We start from the raw sequence: 12,251 nt of genomic DNA on the forward strand, positions 1-12,251 counted from the left end.
CCTCACGCTGCCGTTGTCTCACTGCCACCGAGGCGGAAACCGTAATGTTCCAGGGCGAACTCTTCGGTGATGTAGCCGTCCACCAGATCCGCTTCGACCTGAGCCCGGTCGCGCAGCGCCGGATCGCCCCAGCCGCCACCGCCCGGAAGGCGGATTTCGACGATGTCGCCGGCAACCAGCGACATGGAACTGGTCGCATCAAGCTGGATGACATCGTCGCCGCGAACGACGAAAAGCGATGCACGGCTCGCGTCGTGTCCCTTCTCGCTGCCCTTGGGCGGCAGGCGGAAACGGTCGGAGTAAAGGCTGAGGATGACGTCGTCGGACTGTATTCGATATCGGCGGAAGATGCCCATGCCACCGTTGAACTGCCCCGCGCCCATCGAATTCTGAACGAGGCCGAAGCTTTCCATGCGCACATGCGGGTGCAACTGTTCGATCGACTCCGCCGGCGTGATCCGGCATGACGACAAGACGTGGTCCGTGGCGTGGATGGCATCGTAGCCCTTCGCCGCGCCCCAGCCGCCGCCGAGTACGTCGAGATGGATCGCTGCCGTCTTGCCGGGTTGAGTATGCGAGAGGAAGAAGGCGGTCGTCGCGTTGTTGCCCTGGGCCGGAGTTCTTTCCGGAAGCGCCTGGCCGAGCGCATTGTGGACTGCATCGAGCGCCCGGCAGCCAGAGGTCCCGCGCGCCCGCACCGCGGCGCCCGGCCGCGGATTAAGCACCGATCCCTCCGGGAATATCAGCGTCAAAGGCCGGTTGCAGCCGTCGTTGGCGGGCATTTCAGTATCCGCCAGGATGCTTCTGATTGCTGTGACCGCCGCCGCGATGCTGCTGGCGATCGGTGAATTGAACATGCTGGGCAGTTGTTCCGCAGAGCCAGTGAAGTCCAGTACCGCCTCATCGCCCTTGATTGTGACGTTGACGCAGATCTTCACCGCCCCGGCGTCGAAGTCGCGGCCGTTGCTGTCGATCCAAGCCTCACCGTACCAGCTGCCATCCGGAATTTCGGCGATCGCCGCGCGCATCCGCCGCTCGCTGTAATCGAGCACTTCCGACATGGCTTCGGTCACATGGTCAATGCCGTAACGGCGGACGAGATCGAGCACGCGCTCGGCGCCGATGCGGTTTGCGGCAAACTGGGCGTCCATGTCGCCGCGGCCGATATCGGGCGTGCGGATGTTGGCGAAGATCATCCGCTCGATCGTGCCGCCATTCCAGTCGCGGTGGATATTTCCGCGTACCGGCGGGATGACGATGCCTTCCTGGATCAGTTCGATCGCCGCTACGTTGACGCCGACCGTCCCGCCGCCGATATCGAGATGGTGGGCGGTGCTGCCGGACCATGCGATCAGCTTTTTGTCGAAGAAGATCGGTGTGAAAAGAATGATGTCGTTGAGATGCTGGCCGCCGCTATAGGGATCATTCAGCAGGATGAAGTCGTCCGGCCCAATGTCCGTCATATCGACGGTATCGGCCGCCGCCCGGAACGACCCGTTCAGCGCAGCCGTCTGCATCGGGATCATGTCAGCCTGTCCGATGACCCGTCCCTCGGCATCGAGAAGCGCCGTGGAGCAGTCGCGCGCCTCGCGAACCACCGCAGAAAAGGCAGAACGGATCAGGTTTCTCGCCATCTCGTCCGCGGCGGCCTGGAAGCCGCGCGCTATGATCGTCAGGATCGTCTTGTCCGTGCTCATCGCTTGTCCCTCAGTAGTAGATCGCCGCTCGGCAGACACTCGGCTTCCCAGCCTGCCGGCACGACGACGGTCGATGTCGGTTCGGCCAGAATGGCAGGTCCGCTGACCTTGCCGCCAACGGCTATGTTTCTGCGCAGTGCAAACTGCGCCTGATGCCGCTTGCCGCCGAGCTGCACATCGATCATGTCGCTGCCTGCGGACGATGGCACAGCCTCCGGCAACGGCGTGGTCACGCCGTCTGCGCCTGCCTTGTAGAGACGCAGACGGTAGGCCACGACTTCCACGTCGAGCGATCCACGCGCATAGCCGTAGCGAAGGCGGTGTTCGTCCTCGAAAAGCTGGCGCAGCTTCGTTGCATCCAGTGGTTCGCCTGTTGTCCAGATCGTCAGTTCAAATGCCTGGCTTGCATACCGCATATCCAGGCCGACGATGATCTGGAACTCTTCGCCCGCAAGACCGCTCGATGCCGCAACATCTCCTGCTGTCTCCCGCAATCTTTCGATCCGCGCGAAATCCAGTGTCGTGTCGCATAGCGTATGCAGATCGCTGCTGGAGGCATCAATGATCGTGTCTGCGATCAGCAGGCCGAAAGCGCTGGCAAGACCGGGCGACCACGGCACGAGAACCTCGCGAATGCCGATCTCCTCCGCGACCATTGCCCCGTGCAGCGGGCCACCGCCGCCAAAGGCCACCATTGTGAAGGTTCGCGGGTCGATCCCGCGTCCGGTCGATACAAGACGCACGGCGCTTGCCATGTTGCTGTTGATGAGACGAAGGATCGAATCCGCCTTCTGCTCGGGGCTGACCGGAAGGTCGATCGTCGCCAGCGCGGCCATGGCCGCATCCATGTCGAGCGTCATCTTGCCGCCGAAGAACCGATCCGCGCGCAACAGGCCTGTAACCAGCTGCGCGTCGGTGACGGTCGGCCGGTTGCCGCCGTGGCCGTAGCAAGCCGGACCGGGACGCGCACCAGCGCTTTCCGGGCCGACGGTCAGGAAGCCGCCACGGTCAACTGAGGCAATGCTTCCGCCACCGGCCCCGATGGTTTCCATGTCCACCGAAGCGGTCCGTACCGGAAGGCCGTCGATGGTGAGTTCGGCAACCGTTCCGGGAACGAGGCTCGGAGCAAGCGCGACATCGGTACTGGTACCGCCCATGTCGAGCGTGATGATGTTTTCGATACCGTTTCTTCTTGCAAACCAGATCGCGGCGCGCACGCCCGCGGCCGGACCTGACAACAGCATGCGAACCGCGTTGCTGCCTGCCGCCGAGGCCGGCATGACGCCACCGTTCGATTGCATGATGTGCAGGACGCCGTCATAGCCTTTCTGACGCAGTCCTTTGTCGAGCTTGCCGATATAGTTTTCGACCACAGGCCCCACGAAGGAGTTGACGACGGTCGTGACACTCCGCTCGTATTCGCGAAATTCCGGCGAAACCTCGTAGCTGGCCGAGACCGCAACACCCGGCGCGCGCTCGCGGATCATTTCGGCAATCGCGCGTTCATGTTCCGGATTGCGGTAAGCATGCAGAAGGCTGACGGCGATGCCATCGACACCTTCGTCCAGCAGGCCCTGAATGACCGCCCAGGCGGCGGTGAGGTCGATCGCCTTGACAATCTCTCCATCGGGTCCGACGCGCTCGTCGATTTCGCGGATCATGCTGCGGCGGATCAGTGGAGGAGACCGCCGGTATTGCATGCTGTAGATGTCATGATCACGCTCGCCACGTCCGATCACCAGCACGTCGCGAAAGCCACGCGTCGTGAGCAGCGCAACCTTCGCACCGCGGCGCGTGATCAGGGCATTGGTAGCGACGGTCGAACCGTGTGTGATCTGCGAAAGCGCGGATACGTTTGCCCCGGATTCGCCGATGACGTTGAAGACAGCTTCGTGGATCGCCTGTGGGGTGGATGGGGTCTTGCCGGTCTGCAGGACTCCGTCTTCCCGGAGCCACACCATGTCGGTAAAGGTGCCGCCGATTTCCACGCCGATCCTGCTCCCCCCCGTGGACTGAGGATGAGTTGTCACTTCCATAAACTGTTAGCTCCTTCTGGCGCGTTACGCGCTATGACGGTTCAAACCCTGTCCATTCGAGGCTTCAGGCCTTCCAGGCAGGGCGATTTTTGCGATTTTCTTCCTCTTCGGCATCAACGGACGGAACCGCCTCGATGAGCGTCCGCGTCCATTCGCTCTGGGGGCGGGACAGGACGTCGTCGGTCGGCCCCATTTCGACTATCTTGCCGTTGAACATCACCGCCGTGCGGTCTGCTATGGCGCGCACGACGCCGAGATTGTGGGTGATGACGATGTAAGTGAGACCTTCCCTTTCCCTCAGGTCTTTCAGGAATTCCAGGACGACGGCCTGAACGGAAACGTCCAGCGCCGACGTCGGCTCATCGAGGATCAAGATCTCCGGCTCCAGCGCCAGCGCACGCGCAATGGCGATGCGCTGCTTCTGGCCGCCGCTCAAGGAGCGGGGCTTGCGTTTGAGGAAGTGCGTTGGCACCGATACTTTGGCAAGCAGTTGCTCGACCTTTGACCGGCGTTCCTTCCTGTCGCGCATTCCACGCAGCTTCAGTGGCAGTCCGACGATGTCTTCGATCGTCTGCCGTGGATTGAGAGAGGAACCTGGATCCTGGAAAACCATCTGGACACGATCATCCCGGCGTGCCGATCCTCCCCGTCCTGATGCCGCCGTCGTGCCGAGATCGATATCGACGCTGCCCGACGTCGGGGCGAGATTGCCGGCGATGATCTGGGCGACGGTCGTTTTTCCCGAACCGGATTCGCCGACCAGCGCGAATGTCTCGCCACGCGCGACCTTGAAATCGACGCCCCGGACAGCTTGCGCCGATCCGAAGTTTCGAACGAGATCTCGGACCGTTATGACCGGAGTGGCCTCGGGCGCAATCGCCTTGTGTTCGATCAGGGCGTTGTCATGCAGGCGTGGAATTGCTGCAACCAGCTTCCTTGTGTAGGCATGCTCGGGAGCGTCGAGAAGCTCGCGGGTCGGCCGCGCTTCCACGACGCTGCCATTCAGCATCACATAGCTTCGGGAGCAGAGCCAGCGCGCTACGCCGAGGTCGTGTGTGATGTAGAGACCAGCCAGTTTCTCGCGTTCGACGAGTTCCTGAATAAGATCGACCGTTCGCTTCTGAACCGTGGCGTCGAGCGCCGTGGTCGGTTCGTCGGCAACCAGCAGCCGCGGACGGCCGCTCATTGCGATGGCGAGAAGCACACGCTGCCGCATGCCGCCCGAAAGCTGATGGGGATAGGAACCCATGACTCGCTTCACGTCGCGGATATGGACGATATCGAGCAGATGCATTGCATGTTCCCGCGCGGAGGCCACTGCGGATCGACTGCATTTCAGCCGCAGATAACGGCTGAGACTCTGCTCCGAGCGTCCCCATACGATGAAATCGACCATCTGGCCGCCAATGGTGAAGGACGGGTTCAGGGCCGCCATCGGATCCTGCGGCACGTAGGCGATGTATTGCTTGAGAGCCGTCCGCTCACGACCGGAAATCGTCAGGAGATCCTGCCCGAACAACCGGGCCTCGCCCGATATCACCCGGGCGTTGTCGGCGACCACGCCGAGTAGATATTTGGCCGTGACGGTCTTGCCCGAGCCTGATTCACCCACCAGGCCGACGATTTCGCCTTCTCTGACGCTGATATCGATGTCGTTGAGAACCTGGCGAAAGCCTTCGCTTGTCTGAAATCCAAGGCAAAAGGACTTCAGTTCGACGAGTGGAGCCGCCGATGCCGAAATCTCTCCATGCGGGTTTCGACCCCGCGACAGTACGTTGTTCTCGCTTTCACGGCCGTGCAGCTTCACAAGCTTTTCCATGGGATTTCGTCAGGCCGCGCGCGGGTGCACGGAATTGGAGATACCCATCCGGATCCAGCTCTCGCAGGTCGTCAGGGCGGCCAGCGCCGGGTCGATGACCGGAATGCTGGCTTTGAGCTGGCTGGCAACGCCGAACAGCGCCATGCATCCCAGAACGACGCAGTCCGCCTGGTCCTCGCGTGCCGCCAGTTCCACTTCGCGCGTCAGCAGTTCGATCGTGTTGTTCATGTCGGTGCGTAGTTCGAGCACCGGGCGGTCCACCTGCCTGACCTTCACGAGCGCAGACCCATAACCGTAGCCCTGCACACGTTGACGCGTCATGGGAACGTCGCCGCGGGGAATGACGATGGTGAAGCGCCTTCCGATGTTCGTGGCAATCCCGCACGATGCCATCAGCGGGCCGACCACCGGCACGGAAACCTCTTGGCGAAGGCTGTCCAGCGCCGGATCGGCTGCGCACCACGGAATGATGCCATGGATGCCCGTGAGATCGCGCGCCCTTACATTCCTGACGATCTCGACAGCGGCTTCGTCGCGCTGCGCTTCCGTCTCAATGCTTTCAGGGCCGAGATCGTTGCGCCACATGGCCAGTTCGGTTCCGGCCGATGCGTTTGCCTCGAGGAACTGCCGGCGCAGGTCCAGCACGTCTGCGGGCATTGTCGAATTGGGTACGACCACTGCAATCTTCATTGATTCAAATACTCCAGATCGATGGTTGGGACATCCTGCCAGCCGCCTATTCGTCGGCCAGAACGTCTCTCAATCCGTCGCCGATCATGTTGAGGCTGACCACGACCATGAAGATCGCAAGGCCGGGGAAAAGCGATACCCACCACGACTCCGGCATGTAATTGCGGCCCGTCGCGACCATGAGCCCCCATTCCGGGGTCGGCGGGTTAGCGCCAGCGCCGAGGAAGCTGATCGAGGTGCCGATAAGGATCACGGCGCCGGCGTCGAGCGACGCTGCAACGAGAAGCGACGACGCCATGTTTGGAAGGATTTCGCGAAACAGGATGTGGCGGTCGGAAGCGCCCATCTGGCGCGCCGCCAGTACGTATTTCTCGTGCTTGAGCGACAGTGTCTGTCCGTGGGCGATGCGGGCGAATACGCGCCACCACACCAAAGACAACGCGACCATCGCATTAACGAGGCTCGGTCCAAGCAGGACGCTGATGCCGAGCGCCAGAACAAGTGCCGGGATGGACGAAAAGACATCGACGACGCGCATGAGCACGATTTCCGTGCGGCCGCCATAGTAGCCCGCCACGAGCCCGATCGGAACGCCGACCACAACCGCAGCGACCATGACGACGAACGCCATTCCGAGAGAGAGCGCTGCACCGTTCATGACGCGGGTCAGGACGTCGCGCCCAGCCTCGTCGGTGCCGAACAGGTAATCGATGGAAGGCGGCTGGAGCATCCGATCGAAATGCAGCGCGTCCAGCGCGTCTTCAGGGTAGGGCGCGATCCAGGGCGCGAAGATCGCCACGAAGACCAGTATCGCCAGGCAGACGAAGCCGATGGCCGCCGTCCTGTTGTGGAAGAAGCGCTTTACGGTCCTGAAACGGACTTCCGGCACGTACGCTTCCTGTTCCAGTCCTGCTGCGGCGCTCATGCTGTTTCTCCCGAACGGATACGCGGGTCGAGGATCGGATAGATGGTCTCCACCAGAAAGTTGATGACCACCACGAACAGGCATACGACCATGGTGACGCCGACGACCCCGTTGAAGTCGTTGGCAATGATCGCGTCTGCGCCGAAACGGGCGATGCCTGGCCATCCGAACACTTTCTCGACCACGAAGCTGGAACCGATCATGATCGGCACAAGGAAGCCTATGATCGTCAGGGTCGGAGTGAAGGCGTTTCGCAGCACGAATTTGTAGTTGATGATCAGCGGATGAACGCCCAACGCCCTGGCAAGTTCAGGATAGGGCTTTTCCAACTCGTCGATCATGTTGGCTCGGGTCATGCGCATGATCGTTGCCAAAGGCCCTGTGGAGAGCACGATCGCAGGCGCCACCAGATGCCGCAGACTGTCGGTGAAAGCGCTGAAGTTGCCGGCCAGCAGGGAGTCGATGGTCATGAAGCCGGTCACCGTCAGGGGCGGGGGGCCGCTGATGCGCCCGGTGATAGGCAGCATCGCCAGGGCCAACCCGAAGACGAGCTGCAGGACGATGCCGATCCAGAATTGCGGAAAGGAAACTCCGGCCAGGGCGATGAAGCGGGACAGGCCGTCGATGAAGCGATCACGGCGAACAGCTGCAATCACGCCAAGCGGAACGCCGACGAAAATGGCGATCAGAAGGGAGGCGAATATCAGCTCCAGAGTGGCGGGAAGCCGGGAGGCGATGACCTCGCCGACATCGCGTCGTTCGACCAGAGACAGGCCGAACTCACCCTTGAGCGCGCCGGTCACGAAGTTGACGTACTGCATGACCAGAGGCTGGTCGAGGCCGAGCTGGCTGCGCAATTGCGCAACCTGCTCGCCACTCGCCCGGTCACCGAGCGCCGCCGCCACCGGATCGCCCGGCAGTACCCGCGTCAGCAGGAACACCAGAACGGACACCCCGAAGAGAACGACAATCATCTGCGCCATGCGCTGCAGAAGGCTCTTCAAACTCATGACCACTCCGATTTCCAGCCTGTCGGGCAGCAGCCCATTCTACCGTTTCTGGTTGTTTTGGAAGTCTTTGCTATTCTGGTCGATGGCCCAGTTTTCGAAGCGCATGTCGTAGAAGATAGCGCCTGCGCTTGGCGGGAAGCCCTTGACGTAATCCCATGACGTGACCTGCCGTACTTCGGTATGGGAGAAGACGGCGGGGCTGTCTTCGGCGATGAGCTTGTTGGCCTGGCAGTAGCTGTCGGTCTGGACCTTGGGGTCGGTGGAGTGGATGCCGGCCTGGACGAGTTCGGTGACCTTGGGGTTTTCGTAATACATGCCGCCCGGGGGATAGGGATCGCCCCAGCCGGACTTGGTGTAGTAGTTCAGGAACAGGGTGGGGTCGGAGACCTTGGCCGGATCGTAGTAGAGAACGAAATCGTAGGCAGTCTCGGGCTTGGTCTGAGCCTGGACGATGTCGGCCCACCGGACCGGCCGCACTTCGGTCGGGATACCGATCTTGGTGAGGTTGGTAGCCAAAAGCATCGCGACGTTGTTGAAGCGATCACTTCCGGCAACGGCAGCAATCTGCAGCTTGCGCTTGGACAGCTCGCCGGCCGGATATTTCGACTTGGACAGGTATTCGCGCGCCTTGGCGAGATCGAAGGGATAGGTGGTGACACCCTCGCAGCCCGGCAGCATCTCGGCGGGAACCGGACCTGCCAGTGGACCGCCGGCGCCGAGGATGTGCTTGGTCACGGTGTCGCGGTCATAAGCGCTGGCCACCGCCCTGCGGACCCAGACGTCGTCGAGCGGCGCACGGGCATTGTCCATGATCACGAACCACGGCGACGGCATGGTGTCCTCGCGCCGCTGCATGCTCTGCAACTCGCCGAGCTGACGCTGCACGGTGCTGGGAAGGGTCGGGTCGCCGATGTCGAGCTCGCCGGCCCGAAGCTTGGTGACGATCGTTGCGATCTCCGGGGTCACCTGAAACTCCACGGTCGCGGGGGCTTCGCCTTTCTGCGGCGCTAGCGTATAGCCGTCGAACTTCTTCAGCCGCAGGATCTCGCCGGGCCGGTAGGTTTCCAGCTCATAGGGGCCGGAGCCCGCATCGTTGGTGCGCAGGAAGGCATTGCCGTAATCCTGCATCTCGCCGAAGGCGCCGGGCTTCAGGTTGGCGAGTATCAGGTCCTTGTTGACGATGCGAAACAGAAGCAACGCCTTGAGGAAGCTCGAGTTGGGCGAGTCCAGCTTGAAGGTGACGGTGTCGCCCTCGTAGGAGACGCCGCTGGCGTTGATCATGCGGAAGCTCGATGCGGACGGGCCGTTGACGGTCAGCATCCGCACCATCGAGAACGCAACGTCCTCGGCGGTGATCTCGCTGCCGTCGTGGAATTTCTGGCCGGCGCGGATCTTGAAGGCGTATTCGCGCCCGTCCGGGGAAATTGTCCAGGACTCGGCAAGCCACGGCTTTACGCCCTTTTCGGCATCAGGCCACAGAAGCGTGTCGTAGGAATTGTACATGGCGACCAATTCCCAGTAATTGGTGCCATAGACCGGATCGAGCGTGCTGACCTCCATGACGGTGCCCCATCGCAGTGCTGCACCGGAACCGGCGGCCTGAGCCGGTGCCGTTCCGGCCGATATGGCGGCCGTCGTCAAAAAAGCTAAAGCGGCGGTCCCGGCGAGACCGCGCAACATCGTGCGCATGACCATGATTGTCCCCTTTTTTTGCAGCCGGCGGGTCAGGGCCGGCATGTCGGTTGGCCGGATATTGCAAGCGCGGGCCATCAGCGACAAGTGCCGATTTGACATTGTCCGGTGACAAAAAAACACCAATTGCACACACCAAAGGCAATCCTTCTAACCCCCAATCAACTTGCGTAGATCGGGGGTCAGCCTCCATCCTCCCGTGGATTTCGGTCTTGCCCCAAACAAGTCGGATATGTTTCTATTCCCGAAACGGAGCAGAACTTTCCATATGAATAGTGCGTGGCTTAGACTCCCTCCCTTATCTTCTCTGCGTGCCTTCGTTGCCGTCGGCGCCACCGGCAGCATCCGCAAGGCGGGTGCGATGCTGAATGTCGATCATTCCGCCGTATCGCGTCACATCAATTGCCTGGAAGCACAGCTTGGAGTGTCGCTGCTTGCCCCTGAAGGACGAGGGATCACGCTTACGCCTGACGGAAAGCTGTATTTTGAAAGAGTTTCCAAGGGGTTCGAGATATTGGGAGACGCGACGGCCGACATATTCGGGTCGCAGTCCAAATCGCTCACCATTTCGGCCCCGCCAGCTCTCGCGCATCGCGTTCTGTTGCCCCGCATCCCCGAATTAGAGCTGCTCTTGCCCGACTGGGACGTTAAGCTTACGACTGGGGAAGAAGAAGGCCGAGGCGAGGTGGAAGGTCCCAACACGGTCAGCATTACCTTTCAAAGTGCCGCGACCATATCGACATCAATTCACAGCGAGAGGATTGCTCACCCGCGAATACTTCCTCTTGCAAGTGCAAAAGCGTCCGCGACATGGCCATCGATCAAAAGTGCGTCGGACCTTTTCCAGGTTCCACTCATCCAGCAGGCATCGAACGGCTACTGGATACGATGGTTTGCCGCATTAGGGGTCAGGGAACTTCCCGCGCTGAGGGGGCCCAACCTTCCCAATACGCTTCTCGCCTTGGAAGCGGCTCGCCGCGGCCAGGGCGTCGCGCTCGTTAATGAAACAATAGCGGCGGACTTGATCCGCGATGGAGAGCTTGTTGTGCTTTTTGAGACAGAGGTGCGCTTGGCCGGTTATTATTTGAACACGCCGAAAAGCATTTATGGACGCAATTCGGCACTGCAATTGCGTAAGTGGATCAAAAATATCGCTCTTTAGAAATGCCCAGAACTGGGCTCAGAGCTAGTTATTATCGGCGAGCGTGTTATCAGCCTGTCGAGTTTATCCCGCGTCGGCCGCCGATCTCGCTCTTGCCCTTCGCCGACAAGGCGGCCATCTAAGCGTGGCGAAAAGCGGGATATGGGAGCATATACTCGTGTATGCTTGGCCCGACCTGACGATTTGATGTTAAAGAAAACGATGAAATACCAAGACGTTAGACTGTCTATTGCACCTATGATGGACTGGACGGACAGGCACTGCCGGTTCTTCCATCGCCAGCTCACCAGCCGTGCGCTGCTCTATACGGAAATGGTCGTGGCCGACGCCGTCATTCATGGTGCGCGCGAGCGGCTGCTTGGTTTTTCGTCGCCAGAACACCCCATAGCGCTGCAGCTTGGCGGTTCCGACCCGGCGAAGCTGGCTGAGGCTGCGCGCATCGGCGAGGGGTTCGGCTATGATGAGATCAACCTCAATGTCGGCTGCCCGTCAGACCGCGTGCAGTCCGGCACCTTCGGCGCCTGCCTGATGAAGACGCCGGCGCTTGTCGCCGAGTGCACGGCGGCGATGAAGGCGGCGGTCAAGATACCGGTCACGGTCAAATGCCGCATCGGCGTCGATGAGCAGGACCCCGAACCGGCGCTGGATGCGCTGGCCGATGGCGTTTTTGCGGCCGGTGCAGACGCGCTGTGGGTGCATGCGCGCAAGGCGTGGCTGGAAGGGCTCAGCCCCAAGGAAAACCGCGATATCCCGCCGCTCGATTATGATCGCGTCTATCGGCTCAAGGCCAAAAATCCGAATCGATTCATCGGCATCAACGGTGGCATTCAGACACTGGATGAAAGCCGAAGGCATCTCGAGCATGTCGACGGCGTCATGCTCGGCCGCGCCGCCTATCATACGCCGGGCGTCCTCATCGATGCCGATGCGGCTCTCTATGGCGACGCCGCGCGCGATTTCGATTTCTCTACGCTGATCGAGACGATGGCCGACTATGCCGGCCGTCACATCGCTGAGGGTGGTCGCCTCGGCCATGTCACGCGCCATATGGTCGGGCTGTTCCACGGCATGCCCGGCGCGCGGCGCTTCCGCCAGATCCTTTCCACCGACGCCACGCGTCCGGGTGCCGGGCCGGATGTGCTGCGCCAGGCCTTTGCCGAGATCGATTTCGAGCGCGCCAGCCAGGCAGCCTGATCCGGTCCCAACTCGTCCGTATTTTT

Annotated in this window: 9 protein-coding genes; 2 read left to right on the forward strand and 7 right to left on the reverse strand. The window is 61.4% G+C overall.

Features of this window, described 5'->3' with window-relative positions:
• Window positions 1-2 precede the first annotated feature (2 nt).
• From BM413_RS09155 to BM413_RS09185, 7 genes are all read right to left on the reverse strand, one after another.
• Window positions 3-1,697 carry a hydantoinase B/oxoprolinase family protein gene (locus BM413_RS09155; RefSeq protein WP_091912563.1) on the reverse strand — a complete coding sequence of 565 codons (1,695 nt, stop codon included), beginning with the start codon at window positions 1,695-1,697 and terminating at the stop codon, window positions 3-5.
• Window positions 1,694-3,685, reverse strand: coding sequence for a hydantoinase/oxoprolinase family protein (locus BM413_RS09160; RefSeq protein WP_210188922.1), 1,992 nt, complete (start codon window positions 3,683-3,685; stop codon window positions 1,694-1,696). Before BM413_RS09160 ends, BM413_RS09155 begins: the two co-directional genes overlap by 4 nt.
• Before the next feature lie 112 nt (window positions 3,686-3,797).
• Complete coding sequence (locus tag BM413_RS09165; protein WP_091912566.1) at window positions 3,798-5,552, reverse strand: ATP-binding cassette domain-containing protein; 1,755 nt, start codon at window positions 5,550-5,552, stop codon at window positions 3,798-3,800.
• A gap of 9 nt (window positions 5,553-5,561) precedes the next feature.
• Entirely contained in the window at window positions 5,562-6,242 is a 681-nt protein-coding gene (locus BM413_RS09170) for an aspartate/glutamate racemase family protein (RefSeq protein WP_091912568.1), read from the reverse strand.
• Window positions 6,243-6,288: 46 nt separating this feature from the next.
• Window positions 6,289-7,167, reverse strand: coding sequence for an ABC transporter permease (locus BM413_RS09175; protein ID WP_091912570.1), 879 nt, complete (start codon window positions 7,165-7,167; stop codon window positions 6,289-6,291).
• Window positions 7,164-8,177, reverse strand: coding sequence for an ABC transporter permease (locus tag BM413_RS09180; RefSeq protein WP_091912571.1), 1,014 nt, complete (start codon window positions 8,175-8,177; stop codon window positions 7,164-7,166). Before BM413_RS09180 ends, BM413_RS09175 begins: the two co-directional genes overlap by 4 nt.
• 39 nt (window positions 8,178-8,216) lie before the next feature.
• Window positions 8,217-9,872, reverse strand: a complete 1,656-nt coding sequence (locus BM413_RS09185) for an ABC transporter substrate-binding protein (RefSeq protein WP_175544287.1) — start codon at window positions 9,870-9,872, stop codon at window positions 8,217-8,219.
• Between the two features lie 265 nt (window positions 9,873-10,137).
• Between BM413_RS09185 and BM413_RS09190 the strand changes: the two genes are divergently transcribed.
• Window positions 10,138-11,031, forward strand: coding sequence for a LysR substrate-binding domain-containing protein (locus BM413_RS09190; protein ID WP_175544288.1), 894 nt, complete (start codon window positions 10,138-10,140; stop codon window positions 11,029-11,031).
• A gap of 201 nt (window positions 11,032-11,232) precedes the next feature.
• Window positions 11,233-12,225: a tRNA dihydrouridine(20/20a) synthase DusA gene (gene dusA / locus BM413_RS09195; protein ID WP_091912577.1), complete on the forward strand. Its 993-nt coding sequence runs from the start codon at window positions 11,233-11,235 to the stop codon at window positions 12,223-12,225.
• The last annotated feature ends 26 nt before the right edge of the window (window positions 12,226-12,251 follow it).

Origin of the sequence: Mesorhizobium sp. YR577 (genome assembly GCF_900116595.1) — a bacterium.
GTDB lineage: Bacteria > Pseudomonadota > Alphaproteobacteria > Rhizobiales > Rhizobiaceae > Mesorhizobium_M.

Excerpts from the sequence above, each read along its gene's own strand:
- BM413_RS09155 (WP_091912563.1), bottom strand. The coding sequence starts at position 1,697 with ATGAGCACGGACAAGACGATCCTGACGATCATAGCGCGCGGCTTCCAG.
- BM413_RS09165 (WP_091912566.1), bottom strand. The coding sequence starts at position 5,552 with ATGGAAAAGCTTGTGAAGCTGCACGGCCGTGAAAGCGAGAACAACGTA.
- BM413_RS09170 (WP_091912568.1), bottom strand. The coding sequence starts at position 6,242 with ATGAAGATTGCAGTGGTCGTACCCAATTCGACAATGCCCGCAGACGTG.
- BM413_RS09175 (WP_091912570.1), bottom strand. The coding sequence starts at position 7,167 with ATGAGCGCCGCAGCAGGACTGGAACAGGAAGCGTACGTGCCGGAAGTC.
- BM413_RS09180 (WP_091912571.1), bottom strand. The coding sequence starts at position 8,177 with ATGAGTTTGAAGAGCCTTCTGCAGCGCATGGCGCAGATGATTGTCGTT.
- BM413_RS09185 (WP_175544287.1), bottom strand. The coding sequence starts at position 9,872 with ATGGTCATGCGCACGATGTTGCGCGGTCTCGCCGGGACCGCCGCTTTA.
- BM413_RS09190 (WP_175544288.1), top strand. The coding sequence starts at position 10,138 with ATGAATAGTGCGTGGCTTAGACTCCCTCCCTTATCTTCTCTGCGTGCC.
- dusA (WP_091912577.1), top strand. The coding sequence starts at position 11,233 with ATGAAATACCAAGACGTTAGACTGTCTATTGCACCTATGATGGACTGG.